The organism is Amycolatopsis sp. NPDC054798 (assembly GCF_053611505.1).
Genome location: NZ_JBSHAM010000059.1, coordinates 20,689 through 46,162, shown reverse-complemented (window position 1 = coordinate 46,162; position 25,474 = coordinate 20,689). Strand labels below are relative to the sequence as shown.

The window sequence follows — 25,474 nt, the reverse complement described above, 5'->3', positions numbered from 1 at the left end:
CCCCTGGTCGGCCCGTCATTCCGAGCGAAACACCACCCCTGGAAGGGCGGATTCGCTTGCTCTGGTTACTCGTAGGTAATATCCTGATGTTACCGGCGAGTAAGGGAACCAGTGCCCGGCCGGAAAGCCGAACACGACACGGAGTGACGACATGGGCCACTACAAGAGCAACGTCCGAGACCTGGAGTTCAACCTCTTCGAGGTGCTCGGCGTGCAGGAACGGCTCGGCAAGGGCGTGCTCGCCGAGTCGGACGAGGAGACCGCCCGCGGCGTGCTGTCCGAGCTGAACAACCTCGCCACCGGCCCGCTCGCCGAGTCCTACGCCGACGCGGACCGCAACCCGCCGGTGTATGACCCCAAGACCTTCAGCGTGACGATCCCCGAGTCGTTCAAGAAGAGCTACAAGGCTCTCGTCGACGGCGAATGGTGGCGGCTCGGCCTGACCAACGAGCTGGGCGGCTTCGGCCTGCCCCCGACGGTGCAGTGGGCCGCGGCCGAGCTGATCCTGGGCGCGAACGCCCCGCTGTTCATGTACCTGGCGGGTCCGAACTTCGCCATGATCGTGGACAAGAACGGCACCGAAGAGCAGAAGCACTGGGCTCAGCTGATGATCGACCGCGGCTGGGGCGCGACCATGGTGCTCACCGAGCCGGACGCCGGCTCGGACGTCGGAGCCGGCCGCACCAAGGCGGTCAAGCAGGAGGACGGCTCCTGGCACATCGACGGCGTGAAGCGGTTCATCACCTCGGCCGAGAACGACATGGTCGAGAACATCATGCATCTGGTTCTGGCCCGTCCCGAGGGCCCCGGCATCGAGACCAAGCCGGGCACCAAGGGCCTGTCGCTCTTCCTGGTCCCGAAGTTCCACTTCGACTCCAAGACCGGCGAGCTGGGCGAGCGCAACGGCGCCTTCGTCACCAACATCGAGCACAAAATGGGCATCAAGGTGTCCACCACGTGCGAGCTGACCTTCGGCCAGCACGGCACCCCGGCCAAGGGTTGGCTGCTCGGCGAGGTGCACGACGGCATCGCGCAGATGTTCCAGGTCATCGAGTACGCCCGGATGATGGTGGGCACCAAGGCGATCGCCACGCTGTCCACCGGCTACCTGAACGCGCTGGAATACGCCAAGGAGCGCGTGCAGGGCGCTGACCTGCCGAACATGCTGAACAAGACCGCGCCGCGCGTCACGATCACGCACCACCCCGACGTGCGCCGTTCGCTGATGCTGCAGAAGGCGTACGCCGAGGGCCTGCGCGCGATCTACCTGTACACCGCTTCGTTCCAGGACCAGCTGTGGACCGGCGAGGGTGACGAGGCCGCGCTGAAGCTGGCGCACAGCGTCAACGACCTGCTGCTGCCGATCGTCAAGGGCGTCGGCTCCGAGCGCGCCACCGAGCAGCTCGTGCAGTCCCTGCAGACGCTCGGCGGTTCCGGCTTCCTGCAGGACTACCCGATCGAGCAGTACATCCGCGACGCGAAGATCGACTCGCTGTACGAGGGCACCACGGCGATCCAGTCGCTGGACTTCTTCTTCCGCAAGATCGTCCGCGACAAGGGCCAGGCGCTCGCGTTCGTCGCCGGCGAGATCACCAAGTTCATCGAGTCCGAGGCGGGCAACGGCCGGCTGAAGAACGAGCGCGCGCTGCTCAAGCAGGCGCTCGAGGACACCCAGGGCATGCTGGGCTCGCTGATCGGCTACCTGACCTCGTCGCAGGAAGACCCGCAGAACATCAACAAGGTCGGCCAGCACACCGTGCGGCTGCTGATGTCGGTCGGCGACCTGCTGGTCGGCTGGAAGCTGCTGCAGGGCGCCGAGGTCGCACTGGCCAAGCTCGACAACGGCGCCTCGGCCAAGGACAAGCCGTTCTACGAGGGCAAGCTGGCGGTGGCGTCGTTCTTCGCGAAGAGCGTGCTGCCGGAGCTGACCTCGCGCCGCGCCATCGTGGAGGCCGCGGACAACGCGCTCATGGAGATCGACGAAGCCGCGTTCTGATCACCCGGGTGAAAAAATGCCCCGGTCCGGACCCCGGACCGGGGCATTTTCCGTGCTTCCGGTGGCGGTGGCTCAGAACGGGCGGTAAGCCGGGTTTGGCGCCCCGGGTTCCGGGTTAAACCGGTCGAGCCCGGTCCTCTCGGCAGAAGGAGTTTCGCCATGGCGGTTTCCGGCATCATCAGCGCGGTCGTGATCGGCCTGATCCTCGGCTTGCTCGGCAAGCTCGTGGCACCGGGCAAGCAAGCGATCCCGATCTGGCTGACGATCCTGGTGGGCATCGTCGCCGCGTTCGTCGGCACCGCGATCGCTCGCGGGATCGGCTACGCCGACACCAAGGGCATCGACTGGCTGGAGATCATCACCCAGGTCGTGCTGGCCGCGATCGGCGTGAGCCTCGCCGCGAGCCTGTGGGGCAAGCGGCAGGTCAAGAGCTAGCTCAGTCGTTCAGCTCGGGTTCGAGCAGGCTCATCAGGTACATGTCGTAGTACTGGCCGTCCGGCCCGCGATGGCATTCGCGGTGCCGGCCGTCCTCCACGAACCCGACCTTGCGGTACACGTGCCGCGCGCGCTCGTTCTCGGCGACCACCCAGAGCGCGATCAGGTGCAACCGCATCACGTTGAATCCGTAGCGGCACATGAGTTTCAACGCCTCGGTGCCGTAGCCGCCGTCCCAGTGATCGGTCTCGCCGATGTAGATGTCCACCTCGGCGCGGCCGATCTCTGGGCGTGCGTCGCGCAGGTCGACGACGCCGATCAGCTTGCCCGCTTCAAGGGATTCGATGCCGAGCACGACGTTTTCGTAGGTGTTCACCGGGCGTTCTTCGCCCCGTTTTCGCAACTGGGAGAGCGAACGGGGGTAATCGCTGGTCATATAGCGGCCGACCTCCGGATCGTGGATCCACCGGTAGATCGATTCGGCGTCCGACGGTTCGATCGCCCGCAGCCGCACCAGCTTCCCCGTGAGCATCCGCTCTCCCCTTATTCTCGTTTCAGCATCAGGAAATCCGTGACGCCGACGAGCCCGAGGAACTGCCGCACCCCCGGCGGCATCGGACGGCGCGCCTCATCATGCACGAGTTCCGGATCGCGCACGCGGTATTTACGGCCCCGGGTGATCACCTCCGCCTCGCCCGCGGCGCGGACGTTGCGGACCCAGTCGGCGTCCGGCCCGTAGGTGAGCGCGACGACGAATCCGTCGCCGGTGCGGAAGACGTTCAGCGGGGTGCGGAATTCGCGGCCGGACTTCCGGCCGCGGTGCACGAGCACCCCGAACCCGGGCAGTTTGTCGGCGAAGGGTTTCGTGACCCGGTTGGTGACCACGCGGTTGAACCGGGCGAGACGTTCTGGCAGCACCATGCCGCCAAGCCTAATCCAACGTGTGTGGAATTTCCTGCCAGCGGACGCGCTGTGCACCTGAGCGGACGGGTCTGGTGGGATGGGCCCGCAGCGACACGCGAGGGGTGGGAGCGGGCATGTCCGAGGAATGGCCGATGGCGCAGGAACCGCACGCGGCGGTGCTCGTCGCGCGGGGTCTGATCGAGCGTCCGGAGCAGCTGGATCACGTGCTTCTCGACGACGAGGAAGGCTGGTTCGTCAGCGACGGTTCGGAATTCGGCGAGGATCCGGAGCTGGACGAGGAGCAGTTCGCGTCGATGTGCCTGCACGACGTCGTCGAGCTGCTGCCGCAGCTGTCGGCGCTGGCCAAGCTGCCCGCCGGGATGGGCGCGAACTGGGACGCCGACAGCGCGAGCTGGGTGCTGATTTCGCCGCTCGTTCCGAGCGATGACGAGGAGGCTCGCGCGTACCGGGAGGCGCGCGAGGCCGCTTGGCCGTACGCCGGGTCGCCGATGGACGAGGTGAACCTCAGCCTCGGGTTGATGGAGATCAGCACCGCGGCGGACGCTCCGGCCCGGAGCGTGCGGTACGTCAGCCGGGAAGAGGACGGCACGTGGATGTTCGTCGGCTTCGAGGTGCCGGACCCCGATGAGCAGACCGACGTCGAGGTTGACACGCTGGAGCTGGGCCATGTGGCGCAGCTGTACCCGGACGTCGTCGAGCTGCTGGACGCGGAACCGGGCGAAGTGTTCTTCCGCGAGGCTCCGGATGCCGAGTGGTTGCAGGTAATCGACGACGGGGAGTGAGCATGTCCGAACAATGGCCGCTGCGGCAGGACCCGGAATCCCCGGTGATCATCGCGCACGAACTGGTGGAGCACCCGGAGAATCTGGCCTTTGTCGTCCTCGACGACGACGGCGACTGGTTCATCAGCGACGGGGCCGAGTTCGAAGAGGACATGGAGGTCAACCGCCAGCTGTTCGGGGCGATGATCCTGCGCGAGGCGGTGGCCCTGCTGCCGCAGCTGTCGGCGCTGTCCGACGTGCCGGCCGGGATGGCCGCGGACTGGGATCCGGACCGCCGCACCTGGCTGCTCAGCTCGGTGTCGGATTCCGATGACGTCGACGAGGACCTCGCCCACCGCGACGCCCGGATCGCGGCCTGGACGCATCCCGGTTCGCCGCTCGAAGAAGTCCAGCTGAGCACCGGATTGACCGAAATCGGAACGGCCGCCGACGCTCCGGCGCGGGCGGTCCGCCAGGTCGTGCGGGAACAGGACGGGACGTGGCTGTTCGTCGGCTTCGAGGTCCCCGAGGCGGAGGATTTCGAGGTGGAGGGCCTGGAACTGGAACACGTCGTGCAGCTGTACCCGGACGTCGTGCCGGCTTTGCTCGCCGCGCCGGGCCAGGTGTTCGACCGCGCCGAACCGGGCGCGCCGTGGGAACTGGTCGAGGGCTGACCGGTCCTTTATGGACCGTCTGAAATCGCAGACGCTTTCCGGTAGCCGTCGGTTGGGCGGTCCCGGCCGGATCGGTTCTACTGTGCCGACCCGCTCGCGCGCCGCTGCGCCGCGGGCCGCCGAATTCGGGAGGTAGCGTCGATGCCGACGAAGTCCGGGAATGGGTTGAGCCGCCGGTTGAACGGCAGGCACATCCGGTTCATCGCCTTGGGTTCGGCGATCGGCACCGGACTGTTCTACGGCTCGTCGGACACGATCGCCAAGGCCGGGCCGTCGGTCCTGCTTGCGTATCTTATTGGTGGCGCGGCGATTTTCTTCGTCCTGCGCGCTTTGGGCGAGATGGCCGTCAACGACCCCGCCCCCGGTTCGTTCGGCGAATACGCGCGGAAACACCTGGGCCCGCTGGCGGGCTTTCTCACCGGCTGGACCTATGCGTTCGAGATGGTGATCGTCTGCGTCGCCGACGTGACCGCTTTGGCTGTGTACATGGGATTCTGGTTCCCCGACGTGCCACGCTGGATCTGGGTGGTGCTGACGATCCTGGTCATCGCCGCCGCGAACCTGGTCAGCGTAAGGGTTTACGGGGAACTGGAGTTCTGGTTCACCCTGGTCAAGGTGGTCGCCATCGTCGCGATGATCCTCGGCGGCGCGGCGATCCTGATCTTCGGCCTCGGTGCTCATTCCGGCAGCGTCGCCAACCTGTGGGCCCACGGCGGCTGGTTCCCCAACGGCATCGGCGGCTTTATCGCTTCGTTCGCCCTGGTGATGTTCGCGTTTGGCGGTACGGAAATCCTGGGCCTCACCGCAGCCGAATCCGAAGATCCGCGCACCGCCATGCCCAAGGCGGTCAACACGGTCCCCGTTCGCGTTTTGCTGTTCTACGTGGCGACCCTGGCGATCATCATGATGCTGAACCCGTGGAACACGATCAGTACTTCGGGAAGCCCGTTCGTCCAGATCTTCGCCGGTCTTGGATTGCACTCCGCCGCAACGGTGCTGAACATCGTCGTGGTGACCGCGGCGTTGTCCGCCATCAACAGCGACATTTTCGGTGCCGGACGGATGATCTACGGCCTGGCTCAGCGCGGCCAAGCCCCCGCGGTAATGGCCCGGGTGACGCGTAATGGCATTCCGTGGATGACCGTCCTCGTGGTTGCTGCCGCTCTGAGCCTGGCTGTCGTTTTGAACTATCTGTTGCCGGACAGCGCTTTCCTGCTGATCGCGTCGGTGGGCACGTTCGCGACGGTGTGGGTTTGGTTCATGATCCTGCTTACGCACTACCGCTCCCGGCGTCAGTCGCCTGCCGCGGATCTGGCGTTCCCGGTGCCGTTCTGGCCGGTGGGCCAGATTTTGACGATGGTGTTCATGGTGTTCGTCTTCGTGGTGATGGCGTTCGCCGAGGACACACGCCTGGCGCTGATCGTCGGCGTGGTGTGGCTGGCGGTGTTGTGCGGGTTGTTTTGGTTCCACCGCAGGGCTGCTTCGTCGGCTACGAAAGACGAAGCTGCGACTAGCGTGCAGGGCTAGAACCGAAGGATCCGCAGGTGCCATACTCGGTCAATGGGGCAACGTCGGGCTGATCCGCGGGAATGGCTGCGCGCCGACCTCGCCAAGACGACTGGCCTCCGCGGTGCCGCACGCTCGATCCGGACCGCTCCTCGGCTGCTCCTATGGCTGCTTGCCTACCTCGTGCTCGCCTATGGAGCCTTGGTCGCAATCCTTGCCCTGACCGGCGAACTCAGTGCCTTCCCGCAATGGGCGGTGTATCCCGGCCTAGTCGCGGGCGGACTGTTCAGCGCTCGGCTACACCGGACAACCACGAAGTAGATCGGCAGGCGCACATGGCCGAGGACTCCACCGGCGGTGAACTGGTTCTCCAGACAGCGATCGATGCTGCCCAAGAAGTCCTAGGCAACCGCCTGGTCGCGGTTTTCGCCTTGGGAAGCCTGGCACACGGCGGTTTCGCCCCGCTCGTGAGCGATGTCGACGTCGCCCTGGTCCTCCGGACCGTGTCAGCCGAGACGGGCACGGAGATCGCGCAGATCGGCCGACTCGTCCGCCTCAATTGCGCCGACCCGCTCGCTGACCGCCTGTCGATCTTCTGGGCGGACGAAGCCGGCGTACGCACCGGACGGTTCGACTACGGACGCCTTCCTCCGGTTGACCGCCTCGACCTCATCGAGTCAGGGCGGTTGCTTTATGGCGCTGACCCACGCGCGAGCGCGCAGCCGCCGGACGCCGATGAGCTCGTGCTCAACGGCGCGGAGTTCGCGGTGAGCAGGTTCGATGACGCCTACCTCGCGGAGGTGAAAAACCCGGCTCGGCTGCTGGCAAAGGGCGTGCGGGCGACGACGAAGACCGTGCTGTTCCCGCCGCGCTTCCTCTACACCTTGAACACCCACCGGATCGGCCATAACGACGATGCCGTTTCCTGGTATCTCAAGGCAGGGAAGGAACCTGCGCTCGCGGAGGCCGCGCTGACCTGGCGTCGTCACGGAATCCAGGACGTGCCGCGGGCGACCGCGCTGGCAGCGGAGCACTTAACCGCGATGTACCGGGAGTTCCTGGACGCGTACATCCCTGCTGTGGCCGCTGCGGGGAAGCCTGGTCTCGGCGCTGGACTTCGCGAACTCCGGCACCGGCTGGACGGTGCTTGACGGGAGTTGCGGAATGGCTGGGAAAGAAAAAACCCCAGATCCTAAGTGGACAACCACTGACCTGGGGCTTTCGCAAGAGAGCGGATGACGGGAATCGAACCCGCGTATTCAGCTTGGGAAGCTGATGTTCTACCATTGAACTACATCCGCAGTGCCCCGCCAGCATACACAACCACGCCGCTCCCGTGTCCAGCGGGGCTATGCCTTGACGCTCCGCCAGCAAAGTGACAACACTTGTTGTCGACCCACGGTGCGGAGGTGCGCGATGGACGACCCCGAGATGTTTCGCCAAGGCGGGTTCCGGCTGGCGGCCCGGACCCGAGGTGCCCACGCCGACGAAGCCCAGCTCAAGCGGCTCCGCACCTTCGCGCAGCAGGAAGACGCCCTAGCGGACGCTGTCGTCGAGTGGCTTCACCGGGAACCTCGCCGCCAAGACCTCGTCGAGCAGGCGCTGGCCGGGAAGCAAGTACCGCCGGAGCTGGCGACCTTCATAGAACAAGTCGAAGCCACCCCGTACTGGGTCGATCCGCAGCGGCTCGTCAGTGGCGCGAAGGCGATCACCCGCGCTGGGCTTCTTGGGCTCTTTCCGCTCGGCGACATGTCGCTCATGGGTGGCTACCTGGCCTCGCGGGCGACGAAATCCCTGGTCGGCACTGGGGAAATCGAGCACCGGGCACCGCGGCGGCTGGTGGAGACTGCGGTGTGGTGGATCGATGTCACGACGCCGGGGGCGCTCGAAAAGCACGGCGCGGGGTACCAGGCGGCGCTGCGGATCCGGCTGGTGCACGCGCACGTCCGGCGTGCGATGAACAACCGGCCGGACTGGGATTACGAACGGTGGGACCGTCCGGTCAATCAGGTCCAGACCGCGGGCACCTTGCTCCTCTTCTCCCTCGTCTACATCTTCGGCACGCAGCTGCTCGGCCTCCGCTACACCGCCCGCGAGAAGGCCGACATCCTGCATCTTTGGCGCTACGTCGGCTGGTTGATGGGCGTCGCCGACGAGCTGTTGCCCGCTGACGAGGACGACGCTTGGCGGCTGCTCTGGATGCTGGCCGCCACCGAGTTCATCCCGGACGACGATTCGAAACGGCTCGCCCGCGCCCTCGTCGACACGCACGCGGCGATCGGCGAGGGGCGCGGGGCCGTCGGGAAAGTGCTGGCGCGGGTGAACGTCGGCGTGCACTCCGCGATCAGCCGGCTCGTGCTCGGGCGCGACAACGCCGACTTTCTCGAATTGCCGGACAACCCGGTCGCGCAGGCCGCGGTGCTCGCCGTCGCGGGGGTGAACTACGCGGCGGAGACTGTCCGGCAGTTCGTCCCTGGCGCGACTGCGCTGCAGGAAGCGCTCGGCGCGTTCGGGCGGCGGCGGTACCTCGAGCGGGCGGACGCGGTGGGGGTGCCCGGGCCGCGGCTGCCCGCCCGATAGGCTGCATCCGTGCTGCTCAGTGACCGTGACCTCCGCAAAGAGCTCGACGCCGACCGGCTCGGCATCGACCCCTTCGACCCTGCCATGGTCCAGCCGTCCAGCATCGACGTCCGGCTCGACCGCTACTTCCGGGTCTTCGACAACAGCAAATACACCCACATCGACCCGCAGCTGCAGCAGGACGAGCTGACCTCGCTGGTCGAAAAGGAGGGCGACGAGCCGTTCGTGCTGCACCCCGGCGAGTTCGTGCTCGGGTCCACGTTCGAACAGGTCCGGCTCGCCGACGACCTCGCCGGGCGGCTCGAGGGCAAGTCCTCGCTCGGCCGTCTCGGGCTGCTCACCCACTCCACCGCGGGCTTCATCGACCCCGGTTTCTCCGGGCACATCACGCTCGAGCTGTCGAACGTCGCGAACCTGCCGATCACGCTGTGGCCCGGGATGAAAATCGGCCAGCTGTGCATTTTCCGGCTGTCCAGCTCGGCGGAATTCCCGTACGGCTCCAGCGAGGCCGGCTCCCGCTACCAGGGGCAACGCGGGCCGACGCCGAGCCGGGCGTACAAGAACTTCCACCGCGTCGACACCTGGCGCTAAGCCGCCTTCACCGGGGCCGCCCAGTCGATCCGGTGGTCCCACATGAACCGGTTCGGGTCTTCGGTGGCCGGTTTGCGCGTCGCGCGCGTGATGAAGAAGTCCCGGAGCACTCGGCCGAGCGGGCCGGGGGCCTTCGCGTCGCCGTTGCGTTTTCCTTGGGCCACAACGGCTTCCACGCGCTCCCGGCGCAACGTCTCGAAGGTCGTCAACGCGGCTGCCGGGTCGGACACGTCGCGCACGCACCTCGCGAGCGTCACCGCGTCCTCGATCGCCATCGCCGCGCCCTGACCGGCCGCCGGTGACGTCGCGTGCGCGGCGTCACCGATCAAGCCGATCCGGCCGCGGTGCCACACCGGGACCGTCGGGAAGTCGTACGTCGCCCACGGTTCGTAGATGTTTTCGCTGGCCTCGATGATCGCGGCGGCCGGAGTGCGGTCCGGGCGGACCAGATCGAGCAGGCGCTTCCGCCAGCCGGGGCCGCGCATCGCGGCGAGGTCGGATTCCGTCGGCTCGCTGGCGTGCGGCACGTTCGCGAACCACCAGACCGCGCCGTCCGGGGCGAGCACGTGCGCGAAGAACGCCTTGCGGCCGAACACCATGTGCATGACGCCCGGCTCGTCGTCGAGGTCGAGGCCGCGGGCGAAACCGCCGGTGTTCAGCAGTGGCACATACCGCGGCAAGGGCGCGGCGGGATCAAGGATCCGGCGGACTGTCGACCGCAGGCCGTCAGCGCCGATCAGCAGGTCGCCGTGGGCTTCCGTGCCGTCGGCGAAGGTCGCGGTGACGCCGTCCGCCGTCTGCGTGGCGTCGGTCAGGCGCTTGCCGAACTCCGTGTGCACGCCGCGTCTGGCCGCTTCGCCACGCAGCGCCACATAGAGGTCGGAACGCAGAACGGTCTGGCTCACCGTGCCGTCCGGCAGCGCCCCGCTGAGCGGGAACTCGCTGAGCCGGCGGCCGTTGCCGAGCCCGAGGGTCATCCTCGGGGTATCAAAGCCCAGGTCTTTGACCAGCGGTTTCAGCCCTAGCGGCGTCAGCGCGTCGAGGCCGTTCACCGCGAGCGTCAGGAAAGCGCCGACTCCCTCCGCGCTGCGGCCGTACGCCTCGTACAGCACTGGTTCGTGGCCCACCTCGTGCAGCGCGATCGCGGTGATCGCCCCCGCGATGCCCCCGCCCGCGATCAAGATCCGTGACATGGTTCGCCCCCTCGAATATCTTAGAAAGTAATTCGTTCTGTCGAACTAAATAGTCCGCTAGACTTCCGGGACATGTCAAGCGAACGCGAGGAACTGGTCTCTGAGCTGCTGCTTCGGGCTCGGAAGCTGTCGACCGAGACGGTCATGTTCCACACCGTGATCGCCGAGCGGAACGGGCTCTCGGCGGTCGAGAGCAAGGTCGCCGACTACCTCGCGCGGCTCGGTCCGCTCACGCCGAAGGAGCTGGCCGGGTACGCCGGGCTCGCGCCCGCGTCCGTCACCGCGCTGGTCGACCGGCTCGAGCGCAAGGGCATCGTCAACCGGATGCCGCATCCGGACGACCGGCGGAAGGTCCTCGTCCGCGTCGACCCGGCGAACGTCGAACGGATCGCGCCGCTGTGGGACCACATCGTCGCGGCGACCAAAGCGGTCGCGGCCGGCTACTCCGACGAGCAACTCCAAACGGTGATCGGTTTCCTCGATCAGGCGGCGGCGATCACTCACGAGTCAACCGTGCGTCTCACTCATCGCTCAGCGGAGTGAGGTAATCCCACTGCCGGGTAGGAAATCGCCGCGGCGTCACCGGATGGTGGAAAACTTGCGGGCATGGTTTCGGCCGGGAAACGTCTGCTCTTAGTCCTCGGCCTGACGGCCACTCTGCTGGCCCCCGCCGCGCATGCGGCTCCCGCCCGGCCGGCGCAGAACTTGCAGGTCGCCGCGGTGGCCGAGCCGCATCGGGTGCACGCTGGCGACCAGGTGAAGTTCACCGTGAGCGTGACGAACCCGGCTGCCGCCCCGGTGTCCGATGTGGACGTCTCGGACGAGCGGAACCCGCAGTGCGGCAAGAAGATCGGGTCACTGGCTCCGGGGGCCACGATGCGATACAGCTGCACGTTCGCCGCGCCGGAGAAGGGGTTCGTCGCCACGGTCAAGGCGACTGGCGTTGGCTCCGGCGGGGAACAGCTGTCGGCTTCGGCGGGCAGCAACGTCGACGTCCTCCGCCCGGCCGTGGCGTTGAGTCAGCAGGTCGACAAACCGGCTTATCGTGCTGGCGATCAGGCGACCTTCACGCTCAAGACCACCAACACCGGCGACGTTCCGCTGCACGACGTGACCATCAGCGACCCAGCGGTCCCCTCGTGCGCTCGCGCCATCGGCTCCCTCGCGCCGGGGCAATCGGTGGTGGGCACCTGTTCGGCAACGGTGCCGCTGCCGGACGGAGCCAGCGCGACGGTGAAGGGGATCGACCCGCTCAGCAAGGTCGTCACCGCGACTGCGGAGGCGAAAGTCCCGCTCATCACGCCCGCGCTGTCCGTCTCGAAGGCGGCCGTCCCACCCGTGGTGCACGGCGGGGACCAGGTCACCTGGAACGTCACCGTGCGCAACACCGGCGACAGTCCCCTCAATCCGGTCGACGTCACCGACGAGACAACGCCGGAGTGCTCGCGGTCTTTCGGCGTACTCACCCCCGGCACTCAGCAGACCTACTCCTGCACCGCGAAACCCGCGCTCACCACCACAAACACCGTCACCGCCACGGGCACCGACGCCACCGGGCGACCGGTCACGGCCAAGTCCTCGGCCACCGTGACGGTGATTCATCCGGCCTTGGCGGTCACCGCGGCCGTCTCCCCCGTGCAGGTGCGTGAAGGGGACCGCGTCACCTTCACGGTCACGGTGCGCAATGCTGGGGACGTCCCCCTCGATGACGTCGCAGTGGCGGACGACAGTGTGCCCGGTTGTGTCCGCAAGTTTGGCACGATGGCTCCCAATGCGGTCGAGACGTACAAGTGCGAACAGTTAGCCCCGGCCGACGACGTGACCAATACCGTTGTCGCGACTGGCAAAGATCAGCTCGGAACGACACAACGCGTAACCGCGGACGCTCGCGTCGACGTGGTTCACCCGTCGCTGAACGCCACCGTGGCCGCCGCGCCATCGCAGGTGCGCGAGGGGGACCGTGTCACGTTCACTGTCACGGTAAGCAACACCGGTGACATCGAGTTCCATGACGTCGCGGTGGCAGACGACCGCGTCGCGGAATGCGCGCGAACTATCGGAACCCTTGGCGCACAAGGTAAACAGACCTTCACCTGCACCACAGTGGCTGGAGCGCAAGGCTTCACGAACGACTTGACGGTAACCGGCACTGACCCGACCGGCCGTCAGGCCACCGCGAAGGCGAGCGCGTCGTTCACCGTGCAGCACCCAGCGGTGACCTTGACCGCGACTGTCCAAGGTGGACCGTTCCGGGAAAACGACGCCGTTGCGGTCCACGTGGTCGTGGCGAACACCGGCGACGTGCCGCTCACCGGGCTGGCCGTCACATCGATGGCCCGTGCGGAAGGTTGTGCACAGCAGCACGACGCACTCGATCCCGGAGCCAGCTGGACGTTCGACTGCGCCACGACCGCGCCAGGCACCGACGTGACCGAAGCAGTGCAGGTCACTGCGAAACCGCCGGTCGGAGCACCGGTGACGGCAGCGACCGAGGCAGCGATCGACGTGATCCATCCGCTCGTCACGCTCGCGCAGAGCGTGGTGCCGACCGTCGTGCGCCCGGGCGAACCCTCGACGTTCACCTTGACCGTGACCAACGCCGGTGACGCCGAACTCCACGACACCCAGGTCGCCGATCCGGCCGTCCCGGAATGCGAAAAACGGCTGGGAACCCTTGCCCCGCAGGCAAAGCAGACCTACACCTGCACCCGGACCGCGACCGACGACCTCGCCAGCGACGCGACCGTCACCGGCACCGATCCGTCCGGCCGCCCGGTCACCGCGAACGCTAGCGCGCACGTCGACGTCATCCACCCCGCGGTCCAGATCACTCAGGCTGTCGCGCCGACGCAGGTGCGCGAGGGGGACCAAGTCACCTTCACTGTCACCGTGCGCAACAGCGGAGACGTCCCGCTGACCAAGGCGTCCATTGTGGACGAAAAGACGCCCGCCTGCGCGCGCGACTTCCCTGCTCTGGCCGCTGGCGAAGAACAGCACTACACCTGCACCGCCAAAGCCGGACACGACGGCTACTCGAACACCACGAAGGTGACCGCCACCGACCCGATCGGCGGCACAGTAAGCGCCACTGCGGACGCTGCGTTCAGCGTGGTGCACCCGGGACTGGCGCTGACGAAGACCGTCCACGGCGGGCCCTTCCGCACAGGCGACCCAGTCACCTTCACGCTCACGGTCACCAACACCGGCGACGCCCCGCTGACCGCGGTCAAGGTCGCCGACCAAGGCCCGTGCGCGAAAACCCTCGACACCCTCGCCCCGAAAGCGAACAAAACCTACGACTGCACCATCCCCGCCCCGGCCGACGACGCGGTCAGCACCGCACACGCGACCGGCATTCCGCCGGTGGGCCCGCCGCTCACCGCGTCCGCCGACGCGCACATCGACGTGATCCATCCCGCGCTCACCGTGATGACCTCCGCGAGCCCGACCGTCGCGCGGGCTGGCGACAACCTCACCGTGACGGTCGCCGTCACCAACACCGGCGACGTTCCGCTCATCGCGGTGACCAGCGACGATCCCGGCTGCCCAAAGAAGTTCGACCGTCTCGAACCCGGTGCGGCACAGAGTTATCAGTGCACGGTGAAGGCCAAACCGGACGACTTCACCGTCCTCGCCACTCTGAGCGGAACCGACCCGACCAACCGCCCGGTCACCGCGTCCGGTTCGGCGAAGATCGACGTCATCCACCCGGAAATCGCGATCATGAAGGACGCCCAGCCCTACGAGGTGCGCCAGGGCGACAAGGTCACCTTCTCGCTGCTCGTGCGCAACGTCGGCGACGTCCCGCTGACCGCGGTGTCCGTTGTGGACGATCGAACCCCGGCCTGTGCGCACCAGGTCCCGAGCCTGGCTCCGGACGCCCAAATCGAGTACCAGTGCACGATCACCGCGGGTTCGGAAGGGTTTACGAACATCGCGAAGGTGACCGGCGCCGACCCGACGCAGCGGACGGTGAGCAGTTCCGCTCAGGCGTCGTTCCGGGTCAAAAAGCCCGCGCTGAGTGTCGCCAAGCACGCCGCCAGCCGCGCGTACCGAGCCGACGATTCGGTGCCGTTCGAGGTCGTGCTGACCAACACCGGCGATCAGCCGTTGCACGACGTGCGGGTGGCGGACGGCCCCGCCTGCGGGCACACCTTCGCCGAACTCCTGGTCGGCGGAACCCAGCGCTACCAATGCACGGCTCCGGCGAACGCCGCCCCGGTAACCGTCACCGCGGCCGCCCCGTGGGGCCCGCCGGTCACCGCGACCGGAAAAGCGGACTTCGTCGTGCTTCATCCGGCGCTGGACCTGCGCCGCGACCACCTGCAGCAGCCGATCCGGCCAGGTGACCCGGTGACGTACGTGAGCACCCTCCGCAACACTGGCGACGCGCCGTTGCACGAGGTGACCGTTCGCGACGCAGACCCGGCGTGCTCGTTCACCGTCGCAGCGCTGGCTCCGGGCGAGCAGGTCACCCGCGCCTGCACGCTGTCGGCTCGCGCGGACGTGACCACGACGACCATCGCGACGGCGATCGATCAGACCGGCCGCCCGGTCACCAAGGAGGCCACCACGACGACGAAGGTCGGCCCTTGAGGAAGGCAAAAGAAAAGGCAGCGGAGAACACCTCTCCCTGCCGTATTTAACTTATAACGCATCGGGGGGCTTGCCGCAAGACCCGGGTGGTGCCGCACAATCTCCAGCCGAAGCCGGCACCAGCGGAAACGCGGGGTGCCGGGCAGGCTGCCGCTCGCGGGCGAACAGGGAACCACAACAGACGGGGAAACGAACGAATGGGCAGCTACGTGCTCGGTCTCCAGGAGATCGACCGGGAGCAGGTCGCGATCGTCGGAGGCAAGGGCGCGCATCTGGGCGATCTCGCGCGGATCGACGGGGTCCGCGTGCCGCCCGGCTTTTGCGTGACGACGGAGGCGTTCGAGCGAATCATCGACAACGCACCGGAACTGGCGGGGCCGCTGGAGCGGCTGTCGAACCTGAACCCGGACGACCGGGACGCGATCAGCGAGGGCAGCGCGGAGGTCCGGCAGGCGCTCGAGGCGATCGTCATTCCCGGCGATCTGGCCGCCGAGATCACCGAAGCGCTGGTGGAGGGACGCGCCTACGCGGTCCGGTCGAGTGCGACCGCGGAAGACCTTCCGGGGGCCTCCTTCGCCGGCCAGCAGGACACTTACCTGAACGTCATCGGCACGGAGGAGGTGCTGCGGCACATCAGCCGGTGCTGGGCGTCGCTGTTCACCGAACGCGCGGTGACCTACCGCCTGCGAAACGGTTTCGACCACCGGAAAGTCCACATGGCGGTGGTCGTGCAGCAGATGGTTTTCCCGCGGGCGGCCGGGGTTCTCTTCACCGCCGACCCGGTGACGTCCAACCGGAAGATCGCCACCGTGGAGGCCAGTTTCGGCCTGGGCGAGGCGCTGGTTTCCGGCCTGGTGAACGCCGACGGCTACCAGGTGCGCGACAGCGAGATCATCGACAAGGCGATCGCGGCGAAGCAGCGCGCCATCCTGGCCGTGCCCGGCGGCGGCACCGAAGAGCAGCCGATCGCCGCGGACCAGCGGGAGCAGGCCGCGCTCACCGACGAGCAGGTTCTCCGGCTCGTGGAACTCGGCCGCACGATCGAAAAGCATTTCGGCCGTCCGCAGGACATCGAATGGTGCCTGGCCGACGACGAGTTCCAGATCGTCCAGAGCCGCCCGATCACCACGCTGTTCCCGATCCCGGAGATCGGCGACGAGGGAAACCACGTCTACGTCTCGGTCGGCCACCAGCAGATGATGACCGACGCGATGAAGCCGCTGGGCCTGTCGGTCTGGCAGCTGACGACCCCGCGGCCGATGGCCGAGGCGGGCGGGCGGCTGTTCGCGGACGCCACCGCGCTGCTGTCGGTGGCCAAGAGCCGCACCAGTTTCCTTGAGGTGGCGGGGAAATCCGATCCGCTGATCAAGGACGCGCTGGAGACCGTCCTTTCCCGCGAGGACTTCCTCCCGCTGGCCGAGGACGACGGGCCCGGCGAGCCGATCCCCGGTGCCGCGCCGGCCACCATCGAGACCGATCCGGCTGTCGTCACCGAGCTGATCGAGCAGAGCGAGGCTTCGATCGCAGCGCTGGAGGGCGAAATCGCGACGAAGTCCGGCAGCGAACTGCTCGACTTCCTCTTCGAGGACATCAAGGAACTGCGCCGGATCCTGTTCGATCCCCGCAGTCACCAGGTGTTCACGGCGGCGATGCAGGCGTCCTGGTGGTTGAACGACCACCTGCAGGAATGGCTCGGCGAGAAGAACGTCGCCGACACGCTCACCCAGTCCGTCCCGCACAACGTCACCGCGGAGATGGGCCTGGCGCTCCTCGACGTCGCCGACGTGCTCCGGACTCACCCCGAGGTCGTCGAGTTCCTGCGGCAGGTCGAGGACAACGGCTTCCTCGACGAGCTGCCCAAGCTGGCCGGCGGGGAAGAAGCGCACGCCGCGATCCAGGGGTACCTCGACAAGTACGGCATGCGCTGCGTCGGCGAGATCGACATCACCCGGCCGCGGTGGAGCGAACAGCCGGTCGCGCTGGTGCCGATGTTGTTGTCCAACATCAAAAACTTCGAGCCGGGTGCCGGAAAGCGCCGTTTCGCGCAAGGGCGGCAGGAAGCGCTGGACAAGGCACAGGAAGTCCTGGAGAGGCTGCGCGCTCTGCCGGACGGCGAGGCGAAGGCGGCGGAAACCGAGCGGATGATCGAGCGCGTCCGGACCTTCACCGGCTACCGCGAGTATCCAAAGTACGGCATGGTCAGCCGCTATTTCGTGTACAAGCAGGCTCTGCTGGGCGAGGCCGAACGGCTGGTGCGGGCCGGGGTGCTCGACGAGCGGGAGGACCTGTTCTTCTTGCGATTGCAGGAATTCCAGGAGGTCGTGCGGACGAACGAGGTCGACCGCGAGCTGATCCAGCAGCGCAAGGAAGAGTTCCGGTCCTACGAAGCGCTGACGCCGCCTCGCGTGCTGACGTCGGACGGCGAGGCGGTTTCCGGGAACTACCGTCGCGAGGACCTGCCCGCCGGTGCGCTGGGCGGGCTGCCGGTTTCCGCCGGGACCATCGAAGGCCGGGCCCGCGTCATCCTGGATCTCGCCGACGCCGATCTCGAACCGGGCGACATCCTCGTCACGGCGTACACCGACCCGAGCTGGTCGCCGCTGTTCGTCGCGATCACCGGCCTGGTGACCGAGGTCGGCGGCCTGATGACGCACGGCGCGGTGATCGCGCGGGAGTACGGCCTCCCCGCGGTCGTCGGCGTCCAGGCCGCCACGCGGCTGATCAAGGACGGACAGCGGATCCGGGTCAACGGGACCGACGGGTACATCGAGCTTCTCGACGCTGAGTAGTGGGTCTCTGGCCACTGCGCCATTTGGAGGTAACGATCGTAATCTGTTCGTGATAGTTTCCGCGGCTGTGTCCTCCATTAGTGCGCGTGTCCGGGTCGTAAGCGTGACTCTCAGTGTTCTTTTCGGGGGGCTCGGAGCAGCAGGCGGAACCTTCGCGCTGCACTCCGGGCACCCCGGCACACTGAGCGTCGCTGTCCCGGAGACGCGCGACGGCGGGCTGTCCGGGGGTGCGCTGAGACCGTTCGCGGTGTCGCCGGCGTCTTCCACGTCGGCGACACCGGCCTCCGGCGCCCCCTCGACGACCGCCACGCCGTCAACTTCCGCCACGCCCGCGCCGCCGCCCACCGAAGAGTCCAAAAAGGACACTCCGACTCCGACGAGCAGCAGCGCGAAACCGTCGCCGAAGCCGCACAGTGCGCCGACGCCGGTGGGCCAGGTCATCGAGCTGGTCAACAGCGAACGGGACAAGGCGGGCTGCGACCCGGTGACCGAGGAACCGCACCTGGACAAGGCGGCGCAGGGACACAGCGACGACATGTCCAGCCGCGACTACTTTTCCCACGACACCCCGGAAGGCGAGAACTTCGCCGACCGCATCACCGACGCGGGCTACCCCAAACCGGGCGCGGAGAACATCGCGAAGGGCGCGACCAGCGCGGACCAGGTGATGCGGATGTGGATGAACTCCAGCGGACACCGCAAGAACATTCTCAACTGCTCGCTGAAGAAGCTGGGCGTCGGCGTCGCGACGGGCGGCTGGTACTGGACGCAGGACTTCGGCTACTGATTCGGCCGCGGCGGAACGCCGTACCGGGCCAGCACGGTCGCCCGCAGCTTCGGATCCGTCCGCGGCACCGGCTCGATGAACACCTCCGCGATGTCCGGGAACCGCTCGCTCAGCTCGTCCGCCATCCGCACGCACGCGCGCTCCAGGTCGGCCGCGCCGAGTGCGTCGTCGAAGTCCACGCGGGCGCACACCAGCACGTGGTCGGTGCCCATCAGCATGGTCTGCAAATCCACCAGCGCGTCGATTTCCGGTGCGGACCCGAGGTGGTCCCGGATGCCGCGGACCAGGCGCGGATCCGCCTGACGGCCGACCAGCAGACCGCGGTTCGTGCTGCCGAGCAGGTACGCGACGCACGCCAGCAGCACGCCGATGAGGATCGACGCGATGCCGTCCCATACGTCCGACCCGGTCAGCTGGTGCAGCCCGATCCCGGCGAAGGCGAGCAGCAGACCGACCAACGCCGCAGAGTCCTCGAACAGCACCGTCTTCGGCGCCGGGTCGTCGATCATCCGCAGGTAGGCGAAAAACGGCCGCTGCTCGGCCTTCGCGTCGCGGCGAACCTGACGGACCGCCTGCGCCCACGACACCGATTCGAGCGCGAAAGCCAGCGCGAGCACGATGTAGCCGACGATTGGTTTGGTCTGCTCCGCACCCTCGCCGAAAACGGTGGTAAATCCTTCGTACAGCGCGAAAACCGCACCGGAAGCGAAGATCGACACGGCGGCGAGCAGCGACCAGAAGTACCGCTCCTTGCCGTAGCCGAACGGATGGCGGCGATCGGCCGGGCGCTCCGACCGTTTCAGCGCGGTGAGCAGCAGTACCTCGGTGATGGTGTCGGCGACCGAATGCGCGGCCTCCGACAGCATCGCGCCCGACCCGGTGATGATGCCCGCGACCAGCTTCAACACCGCGATGGCCAGGTTCACCCCGCCGGCCAGCACCACGGTGAGGGTGCTTTCGCCGCCGCCCTCGGATTCGTCGCTCACCCGGGAAAGACTAACTGCACTGCGGGGTGCGCCGCCTGCTGCAAGCGGCCGTGACGAGCACGAGTGCGCCCGCGACTAAGACCGACTGTTCGACTGTTGCGGCGAAGCCCGCGTCTACGGCTGTCAGCAGCCCGACCCAGCCGTACGTCACCGTGGCTCCCGCGGCTAGCGAAATGGCTGGAGGGCGCACGCGGATGGCGTACGCGACCACTGCCGCTTCCAACGCCAGCATGACGGCAACAGTCGGCCACGGAGGCAGATCCGCCTTCATGACGAGCTGGAATGCGGTGCTTGCGATTAAGCCGACCGCGAAGCCGATCCACCCATTGCCGCGCGCCGGCTTCGGGACGGCCGTCAGCCGAAGAGCGGCGAACGCGAGCGCAGCGGCCACGAGGAACGCGCCGATCAGCTGTGCCGGAGTCGCGAGAAAGTGCCCCATTTGGTAGCTCACGAAGAACGTTGCCGCGCAGCCGATGACCAACACGCCGCTCCACGCCCACAGGCCAGGCCGGCGCAACCACGGCGTGCGGCCGAAGAAGGCTTCCGTGATCGCGATGGGCGTCGCGACGCTCCACACCACGTGCAGCGTCACCACGTACACAGTCCACTGGCCGCCGATGCCCAGCCAGGGAAGGTACGCGGGCTTAAGCAGATCGAGGCCGAGATAGTGCGGGTTGAAGAGGGTCTGGGTCAGCAGTCCTTCTTCTGCGACGCCGTACGCGACCGCCAGCGTGATGATGGTCGGCCAGCCGCGATTCATTCGCCGCGCGACCTCGCGGATCAGCACCGCCCCGGCACCGTACAGCGTCACGAACATCGCGAACATGGCCAGCTGTCGACCGGCTTCCGGCGGCCCTGTCAGGTATTGGTCGCCGAGCAGGAACTCGGCGAAGAGCGGAGACAGCGCGGCCAAGGCGGCGACAGCGGTTTTCCGGAACGTCATGGCGCGAGCGTCGCAGCGCGCCGGGCCTTGGACCCGGGGCGAACATCATGATCTGGCACTGACAAATGTCCCGGTAGCAGAACGGCCCCTGGCATCCGCGGATGCCAGGGGCCGTCGTCAGTGCCGGTAGATCAGTCGTCGCCCTCGGGCAACGGCGTTCCGGTCGGTTTCTCGTCGGTCGGGACGTCCGGCTTGGCGGACAGCTCCGCGTCCGATTCGTCCAGCGACGGCGCGCCCGAGGCGACCAGCGCAGGCTCCGGCTTGCGCTTCACGGCGGTGAGCAGCAGCTGCGCGACGTCCACGACCTCGACCTTTTCGCTCGCCAAGCCGTCGCTCTGGCGCGAGGTGACGCCGTCGGTGAGCATCACGCGGCAGAACGGGCAGCCGGTCGCGATCTTCGACGGAGCGGTGCCGAGCGCCTCGTCCACGCGCTCGACGTTGATCCGCTTGCCGATCTTCTCTTCCATCCACATCCGCGCGCCGCCCGCGCCGCAGCACATCGACCGGTCGCCGTGCCGCGGCATTTCGCGCAGCTGCGCACCGGACGCGCCGACCAGCTCGCGCGGGGCGTCGTAGACCTTGTTGTGCCGGCCCAGGTAGCAGGGGTCGTGGTAGGTGACGTCCTCGGCGACCGGCGCGACCGGCGTCAGGTGCTTCTCCCGCACCAGGCGGTTCAGCAGCTGCGTGTGGTGCACGACGTCGAACTGGCCGCCCAGCTCCGGGTACTCGTTGGCGAGGGTGTTGAAGCAGTGTGCACAGGTGACGACCACCTTGCGCGCCTTGCGTTCCCGGCCCTCGAACACCGAGTTCAGCACCTCGACGTTCTGCTGCGCCAGCATCTGGAACAGGAACTCGTTGCCCGCGCGGCGAGCCGGGTCACCGGTGCAGGACTCCTCCGAGCCGAGCACGGTGTACTTGACGCCCGCGATGTGCAGCAGCTCGGCCACCGCGCGCGTGGTCTTCTTCGCGCGGTCCTCGAACGCACCCGCGCAGCCGACCCAGAACAGGTACTCGGCGTCGCCGAGGTCGCCGTCGAAGACCGGGACCTCGAAGTCGAGGTCCTCCGTCCACTGCAGACGGTCCTTGGCGTTCTGGCCCCACGGGTTGCCCTTGTTCTCCAGGTTCTTGAACATGCCGTTCAGCTCCGTGGGGAACGACGACTCGATCATCACCTGGTAGCGGCGCATGTCCACGATGTGGTCGACGTGCTCGATGTCGACCGGGCACTGCTCGACGCACGCACCGCAGGACGTGCAGGACCACAGAACGTCCGGGTCGATCACGCCGCCGTCGTCGCCGACGAGCGCCTTCTGCGACTCCGCGATCGCGAGGACGTCGATGCCCGCGTACATGTTGTCGCCGGACAAGCCGATCTCGTCGCCCGCCATGTCGCGCTTGCCGCCCGCGAGCAGGTACGGAGCCTTCGCGTAGGCGTGGTCGCGAAGCTGCGTGATGAGCAGCTTCGGCGACAGCGGCTTGCCGGTGTTCCACGCCGGGCACTGCGACTGGCAACGACCGCATTCGGTGCAGGTGGAGAAGTCCAGCCAGCCCTTCCAGCTGAAGTCCTCGATCGCGCCGACGCCGAAGGTGTCCTCGTCCGGATCGGCCTCTTCGAGGTCGAGCACCTTGCCCTTGCTCATCATCGGCTTGACCGCGCCGAGCGCGACCCCGCCGTCGGCCTCGCGCTTGAAGTAGATGTTGAAGAACGCGCTGAACCGGTGCCAGGCGATGCCCATCGTCATCGTGCGGGCCACGACGATCAGCCAGACCGTCGCGCTCATCAGCTTGATGAAGGCGAACACCGACACCATCGCCGCGCTGGAGGGCAGCAGCTCGCTGAGCGGGTTCGACACGAACGCGGCCCAGGTCGGCGTCTCGTGGACGTGCATCGCGGCCTTGCCCGCGCGCACGCCGATGATGCCGATGCCCTCGACGATCACCACGGCCTCGACGAAGTAGGCCCACTTGAAGTTCGAACCCGCGAAGCGCGACAGCCGGTCGGCCCGGCGCGGGTGGTTCACCTGCCGGATGATCGCGAGCGCGACGCCGCCGACGACCGTGCCGACGCCGAGCAGCTCCATCAGGAGGCTCCACAGCGACCAGTCCTCGAGGATCGGCCAGCCCCAGGTCGGGACGAACACCTCGCCGTAGGCCTCGAACAGCGCGAGCGACCCGATCAGGAAGCCCCACATGACGAGCCAGTGCCACGGGGCGACCTGGCGGAACTTCGCCATCCGGGTGTGTGCCGCGAACTCCTTGATCAGGGTCATCAAGCGTGCCATGAACGGGCCGTTGCGGGTCGCGTCCGGCTGGCCGAGCTTGATCACCCGCACGAAGCGGGCAATGGTCGCGATGAACATTCCCCAGGCGACGATGCCCAGGAGGACGGAGATCCCCCCGAGCGTCAGCTGTACAGCGCCCATCGTCGGGTGCCTTTCGTCCGGTGTGGTGGTGCCGCCGCGCGAGCGCGCCGGTGCCGAGCAGGGTAACGCTTCTTACTGATGGGTAACCGGTGTGGCGGCCCCAAGTCCCACCGATGTGGTGCACGCCTCGCTAGCAAGCGGGACGATCGTTCAGGTAATTTGGTTAGCTATGGGTGCTTACTTGTACCTCGCTTTGGCCATCGCCGCAGAAGTGACCGCCACGGTCTCGCTCAAGCTGTCCGAGGGCTTCTCCAAGGTGACGCCGTCGATCCTGGTGGTCGTCGGGTACGGGCTGGCGTTCTTCGCGCTCTCGCGGGTGCTGAAGCTCGGACTGCCGATCGGGGTGGCCTACGCGATCTGGGCAGCGGCGGGCGTGGCGCTGGTCGCGCTGGTCGGCGTGCTGTTCCTCAAGGAGCCGATCAACCTCGCGGTGATCTCCGGGCTGGTGCTCGTGATCGGCGGCGTGGTGCTCATCGAGGTCGGGAGCCAGTCGTGAAAATCCAGACCGACGGCCGCAAGGCCCGCGGCGAGAAGCGGCGGACCGAGATCATCGAAGCCACCTTGCGAGTGATCGAACGCGACGGCGTCGCCGGGGTCACGCACCGCACGGTCGCGGCCGAAGCCGGCGTGCCGACGACGTCCACGACCTATCACTTCTCCTCGCTGGACGACCTGCTCGTGGCGACCCTCATCTCGTGCGCGCGCGACATGGCGACCGAGGTGTACTGGATGATCGACCGCGCCCGCTCTCGCGGCAGTCGCGGCGCCGAGGAGGTGGCGGGTCTGCTCGCGGAGGCGCTGGGACCTCGCCGCGGCCGCACGATGGCGGAGTACGAGCTGTACCTGCTGGCCGCCCGCAAACCCGAACTGCGCCCGGCCGCGCGGCGCTGGCTGGATGTGCTGACGTCGATGGTCCGGCACGACGACGAGGTCGCCTTCCGGGTGTTCCTCGCGGGTATCGACGGACTGTTGATCCAGGGCCTGATCGACGACGAGCCGCCGTCCGCGGAGGAACTGCGGCCGGTGGTGGACTACCTGCTCAAACCCGCTTAGAGGGTCGTGAGTGTTTAGTCCGGTTAGAGCGCACCGCGTTTCGGCTGCCTACGTGCGGGCTCAAGCACCCCAATGCCACATTGGGTGCGTCTGACGCACCCAATGTGGCATTGGGGCGCACTATCGCCTCTCGACCCGAACCGCCGGAGGTTCCCGCTTCGTGAGTGGCGATGCCGGTTAGAACCGGCATAAACACTCACGAGTCGAATTCGGTGGAGACGCGGCACCGTCGTCGGTTAGCTTGCGCGACATGCGAATCGTGGGTGAGTACGAGGTTGACGACCGCCGGGACCGGCTCGACCTCGACGTGCTGTGGGCGTTTCTCTCCACCGAGGCTTACTGGGGCCGGTGGCGCACGCGAGAACAGGTGGAGGCGGCGGTCGCCGGGTCGTGGCGGGTGGTCGGCGCGTATTCGCGTTCGAGCGGCCAGCAGGTCGGCTTCGCGCGAGCGTTCTCAGACGGAGTGACCTCGGCGTATCTCGGCGACGTCTTCGTGCTCCCGGAGGCGCGCGGGGCCGGGCTGGGCAAGGAGATCGTGCGGGAGATGATCGACAACGGACCGGGAGCGGAGTTCCGCTGGATGCTGCACACCGCGGACGCGCAGGGGCTGTACCGCCAGTTCGGGTTCGAGGAACACGGGAAAGGACGGTTCCTCGAACGCGAGGGGGCTAACCGGGAGTCTCTCCGGTAGGTCCATTGTGGACAGTGGCGAGCGCGGTGGCGACGACGTCCCTGACCAGGGTGTCGTCCGGTGCGCAGTTCTCCAGCAGCATGTCCAGATCCTCGGTGCCAGCCCAGGTGCAGTGCGAGTGCTTGTCCCATCCAGGTCGGGGCGGGACAGGTCCCCGTCCACTTCGACCACGAAGTAGGCACCGGTCTTTTCGACGCCGTTGTTGTCTGGCCAGCGGAAGATGCCGAGGTCGCGGACAATCCGGCGCAGCCGCCACCCGGTCTCCTCGGCGACCTCTCGGGCCAGCGCCTCCTCCGGGGTCTCGCCGTCCTCGACGTGCCCGCCCGCGACGTCCCAGGTGTTCGGGTAGTGCTCTCGGTCCGGGCCGCGGAACTGGACGAACGCGCGTCCCTCAGCGTTCAGGACCACCGCTCCCACGACGTCGGGTCGGGGGGGGGGGGGGGGCCCCCCCCCCCCCCCCCCCCCCCACCCAAAAAAAAAACCCACGTAGAGGAAAAACGCCGTTTAAAAACCCCCCCCCACCCACAGGAGGGAATAAAAAAAAAA

General features: G+C 67.5%; 22 protein-coding genes, 1 tRNA gene and 1 pseudogene. 16 read left to right on the top strand and 8 right to left on the bottom strand.

The features are described 5' to 3' along the window. Window positions 1–151: 151 nt before the first annotated feature. Both ACWGIC_RS30380 and ACWGIC_RS30375 read left to right on the top strand, forming a co-directional pair. Complete coding sequence (locus tag ACWGIC_RS30380; protein ID WP_452079342.1) at window positions 152–1,996, top strand: acyl-CoA dehydrogenase; 1,845 nt, start codon at window positions 152–154, stop codon at window positions 1,994–1,996. Window positions 1,997–2,155: 159 nt separating this feature from the next. Then, window positions 2,156–2,431, top strand: coding sequence for a GlsB/YeaQ/YmgE family stress response membrane protein (locus tag ACWGIC_RS30375; RefSeq protein WP_452079341.1), 276 nt, complete (start codon window positions 2,156–2,158; stop codon window positions 2,429–2,431). A 1-nt stretch (window position 2,432) separates the two neighbouring features. On the opposite strand, the gene ACWGIC_RS30370 is transcribed toward ACWGIC_RS30375, so the two are convergent. Further along, the gene (locus tag ACWGIC_RS30370) at window positions 2,433–2,963 is read right to left on the bottom strand and encodes a GNAT family N-acetyltransferase (protein ID WP_452079340.1); all 531 of its coding nucleotides are present in this window, start codon (window positions 2,961–2,963) and stop codon (window positions 2,433–2,435) included. An 11-nt stretch (window positions 2,964–2,974) separates the two neighbouring features. Next, window positions 2,975–3,352 (bottom strand): nitroreductase family deazaflavin-dependent oxidoreductase, encoded by a 378-nt coding sequence (locus ACWGIC_RS30365; RefSeq protein ID WP_452079339.1) that lies wholly within the window; start codon window positions 3,350–3,352, stop codon window positions 2,975–2,977. Between the two features lie 116 nt (window positions 3,353–3,468). Here ACWGIC_RS30365 and ACWGIC_RS30360 point away from each other — a divergent pair, with 116 nt between their 5' ends. The 5 genes from ACWGIC_RS30360 (at window position 3,469) to ACWGIC_RS30340 (ending at window position 7,447) form a co-directional block, all read left to right on the top strand. Continuing rightward, window positions 3,469–4,137 carry a hypothetical protein gene (locus ACWGIC_RS30360; RefSeq protein ID WP_452079338.1) on the top strand — a complete coding sequence of 223 codons (669 nt, stop codon included), beginning with the start codon at window positions 3,469–3,471 and terminating at the stop codon, window positions 4,135–4,137. 2 nt (window positions 4,138–4,139) lie between these two features. Further along, window positions 4,140–4,790 (top strand): hypothetical protein, encoded by a 651-nt coding sequence (locus tag ACWGIC_RS30355; protein WP_452079337.1) that lies wholly within the window; start codon window positions 4,140–4,142, stop codon window positions 4,788–4,790. A gap of 177 nt (window positions 4,791–4,967) precedes the next feature. Beyond that, on the top strand, window positions 4,968–6,317 hold the full coding sequence (locus ACWGIC_RS30350) for an amino acid permease (protein ID WP_452079336.1): 1,350 nt from the start codon (window positions 4,968–4,970) through the stop codon (window positions 6,315–6,317). 33 nt (window positions 6,318–6,350) lie between these two features. Beyond that, the gene (locus ACWGIC_RS30345; protein ID WP_452079335.1) at window positions 6,351–6,617 is read left to right on the top strand and encodes a hypothetical protein; all 267 of its coding nucleotides are present in this window, start codon (window positions 6,351–6,353) and stop codon (window positions 6,615–6,617) included. Between the two features lie 14 nt (window positions 6,618–6,631). Then, window positions 6,632–7,447, top strand: a complete 816-nt coding sequence (locus ACWGIC_RS30340; RefSeq protein WP_452079334.1) for a hypothetical protein — start codon at window positions 6,632–6,634, stop codon at window positions 7,445–7,447. A gap of 79 nt (window positions 7,448–7,526) precedes the next feature. Here ACWGIC_RS30340 and ACWGIC_RS30335 read toward each other — a convergent pair. After that, a tRNA-Gly gene (locus ACWGIC_RS30335) sits at window positions 7,527–7,597 on the bottom strand. 115 nt (window positions 7,598–7,712) lie between these two features. On the opposite strand from ACWGIC_RS30335, the gene ACWGIC_RS30330 reads away from it, so the two are divergent. Continuing rightward, window positions 7,713–8,876 carry an oxygenase MpaB family protein gene (locus ACWGIC_RS30330; protein WP_452079333.1) on the top strand — a complete coding sequence of 388 codons (1,164 nt, stop codon included), beginning with the start codon at window positions 7,713–7,715 and terminating at the stop codon, window positions 8,874–8,876. A gap of 9 nt (window positions 8,877–8,885) precedes the next feature. Beyond that, window positions 8,886–9,467, top strand: coding sequence for a dCTP deaminase (dcd, locus tag ACWGIC_RS30325; RefSeq protein WP_037354328.1), 582 nt, complete (start codon window positions 8,886–8,888; stop codon window positions 9,465–9,467). On the opposite strand, the gene ACWGIC_RS30320 is transcribed toward dcd, so the two are convergent. Further along, the gene (locus tag ACWGIC_RS30320; RefSeq protein WP_452079332.1) at window positions 9,464–10,660 is read right to left on the bottom strand and encodes an FAD-dependent oxidoreductase; all 1,197 of its coding nucleotides are present in this window, start codon (window positions 10,658–10,660) and stop codon (window positions 9,464–9,466) included. The genes dcd and ACWGIC_RS30320 overlap by 4 nt on opposite strands. Before the next feature lie 72 nt (window positions 10,661–10,732). Here ACWGIC_RS30320 and ACWGIC_RS30315 point away from each other — a divergent pair, with 72 nt between their 5' ends. The 4 genes from ACWGIC_RS30315 to ACWGIC_RS30300 all read left to right on the top strand — a co-directional run bounded on the left by ACWGIC_RS30315 (window position 10,733) and on the right by ACWGIC_RS30300 (window position 18,832). Next, entirely contained in the window at window positions 10,733–11,203 is a 471-nt protein-coding gene (locus ACWGIC_RS30315; protein WP_452079331.1) for a MarR family winged helix-turn-helix transcriptional regulator, read from the top strand. A gap of 63 nt (window positions 11,204–11,266) precedes the next feature. Further along, window positions 11,267–15,256 carry a DUF7507 domain-containing protein gene (locus ACWGIC_RS30310; RefSeq protein ID WP_452079330.1) on the top strand — a complete coding sequence of 1,330 codons (3,990 nt, stop codon included), beginning with the start codon at window positions 11,267–11,269 and terminating at the stop codon, window positions 15,254–15,256. 197 nt (window positions 15,257–15,453) lie between these two features. Continuing rightward, window positions 15,454–18,045: a rifamycin-inactivating phosphotransferase gene (rph, locus tag ACWGIC_RS30305; RefSeq protein WP_452079329.1), complete on the top strand. Its 2,592-nt coding sequence runs from the start codon at window positions 15,454–15,456 to the stop codon at window positions 18,043–18,045. 103 nt (window positions 18,046–18,148) lie between these two features. Then, on the top strand, window positions 18,149–18,832 hold the full coding sequence (locus tag ACWGIC_RS30300) for a CAP domain-containing protein (protein WP_452079328.1): 684 nt from the start codon (window positions 18,149–18,151) through the stop codon (window positions 18,830–18,832). Here the strand turns inward: ACWGIC_RS30300 and ACWGIC_RS30295 are convergent. The 3 genes from ACWGIC_RS30295 to ACWGIC_RS30285 all read right to left on the bottom strand — a co-directional run bounded on the left by ACWGIC_RS30295 (window position 18,826) and on the right by ACWGIC_RS30285 (window position 23,184). Then, window positions 18,826–19,818 carry a cation diffusion facilitator family transporter gene (locus tag ACWGIC_RS30295; RefSeq protein ID WP_452079327.1) on the bottom strand — a complete coding sequence of 331 codons (993 nt, stop codon included), beginning with the start codon at window positions 19,816–19,818 and terminating at the stop codon, window positions 18,826–18,828. The genes ACWGIC_RS30300 and ACWGIC_RS30295 overlap by 7 nt on opposite strands. A 10-nt stretch (window positions 19,819–19,828) precedes the next feature. Beyond that, entirely contained in the window at window positions 19,829–20,761 is a 933-nt protein-coding gene (locus ACWGIC_RS30290) for a hypothetical protein (protein WP_452079326.1), read from the bottom strand. Window positions 20,762–20,892: 131 nt separating this feature from the next. Further along, window positions 20,893–23,184, bottom strand: coding sequence for a (Fe-S)-binding protein (locus tag ACWGIC_RS30285; RefSeq protein ID WP_452079325.1), 2,292 nt, complete (start codon window positions 23,182–23,184; stop codon window positions 20,893–20,895). Between the two features lie 169 nt (window positions 23,185–23,353). On the opposite strand from ACWGIC_RS30285, the gene ACWGIC_RS30280 reads away from it, so the two are divergent. The 3 genes from ACWGIC_RS30280 (at window position 23,354) to ACWGIC_RS30270 (ending at window position 24,928) form a co-directional block, all read left to right on the top strand. Next, entirely contained in the window at window positions 23,354–23,680 is a 327-nt protein-coding gene (locus ACWGIC_RS30280; RefSeq protein ID WP_354740691.1) for a DMT family transporter, read from the top strand. After that, entirely contained in the window at window positions 23,677–24,237 is a 561-nt protein-coding gene (locus ACWGIC_RS30275) for a TetR/AcrR family transcriptional regulator (RefSeq protein WP_009085017.1), read from the top strand. The genes ACWGIC_RS30280 and ACWGIC_RS30275 overlap by 4 nt, the downstream gene beginning before the upstream one ends. Before the next feature lie 250 nt (window positions 24,238–24,487). Further along, complete coding sequence (locus ACWGIC_RS30270; protein ID WP_452079324.1) at window positions 24,488–24,928, top strand: GNAT family N-acetyltransferase; 441 nt, start codon at window positions 24,488–24,490, stop codon at window positions 24,926–24,928. A gap of 150 nt (window positions 24,929–25,078) precedes the next feature. Here ACWGIC_RS30270 and ACWGIC_RS30265 read toward each other — a convergent pair. Next, window positions 25,079–25,345: pseudogene (locus tag ACWGIC_RS30265) on the bottom strand (NUDIX hydrolase); the annotation flags it as partial. Window positions 25,346–25,474: the final 129 nt, after the last annotated feature.

Coding starts and splice junctions, on each gene's coding strand:
- ACWGIC_RS30380 (WP_452079342.1), top strand. CDS start 152: ATGGGCCACTACAAGAGCAACGTCCGAGACCTGGAGTTCAACCTCTTC.
- ACWGIC_RS30375 (WP_452079341.1), top strand. CDS start 2,156: ATGGCGGTTTCCGGCATCATCAGCGCGGTCGTGATCGGCCTGATCCTC.
- ACWGIC_RS30370 (WP_452079340.1), bottom strand. CDS start 2,963: ATGCTCACGGGGAAGCTGGTGCGGCTGCGGGCGATCGAACCGTCGGAC.
- ACWGIC_RS30365 (WP_452079339.1), bottom strand. CDS start 3,352: ATGGTGCTGCCAGAACGTCTCGCCCGGTTCAACCGCGTGGTCACCAAC.
- ACWGIC_RS30360 (WP_452079338.1), top strand. CDS start 3,469: ATGTCCGAGGAATGGCCGATGGCGCAGGAACCGCACGCGGCGGTGCTC.
- ACWGIC_RS30355 (WP_452079337.1), top strand. CDS start 4,140: ATGTCCGAACAATGGCCGCTGCGGCAGGACCCGGAATCCCCGGTGATC.
- ACWGIC_RS30345 (WP_452079335.1), top strand. CDS start 6,351: ATGGGGCAACGTCGGGCTGATCCGCGGGAATGGCTGCGCGCCGACCTC.
- ACWGIC_RS30340 (WP_452079334.1), top strand. CDS start 6,632: ATGGCCGAGGACTCCACCGGCGGTGAACTGGTTCTCCAGACAGCGATC.
- ACWGIC_RS30330 (WP_452079333.1), top strand. CDS start 7,713: ATGGACGACCCCGAGATGTTTCGCCAAGGCGGGTTCCGGCTGGCGGCC.
- ACWGIC_RS30320 (WP_452079332.1), bottom strand. CDS start 10,660: ATGTCACGGATCTTGATCGCGGGCGGGGGCATCGCGGGGGCGATCACC.
- ACWGIC_RS30315 (WP_452079331.1), top strand. CDS start 10,733: ATGTCAAGCGAACGCGAGGAACTGGTCTCTGAGCTGCTGCTTCGGGCT.
- ACWGIC_RS30310 (WP_452079330.1), top strand. CDS start 11,267: ATGGTTTCGGCCGGGAAACGTCTGCTCTTAGTCCTCGGCCTGACGGCC.
- rph (WP_452079329.1), top strand. CDS start 15,454: ATGGGCAGCTACGTGCTCGGTCTCCAGGAGATCGACCGGGAGCAGGTC.
- ACWGIC_RS30290 (WP_452079326.1), bottom strand. CDS start 20,761: ATGACGTTCCGGAAAACCGCTGTCGCCGCCTTGGCCGCGCTGTCTCCG.
- ACWGIC_RS30285 (WP_452079325.1), bottom strand. CDS start 23,184: ATGGGCGCTGTACAGCTGACGCTCGGGGGGATCTCCGTCCTCCTGGGC.
- ACWGIC_RS30280 (WP_354740691.1), top strand. CDS start 23,354: ATGGGTGCTTACTTGTACCTCGCTTTGGCCATCGCCGCAGAAGTGACC.
- ACWGIC_RS30270 (WP_452079324.1), top strand. CDS start 24,488: ATGCGAATCGTGGGTGAGTACGAGGTTGACGACCGCCGGGACCGGCTC.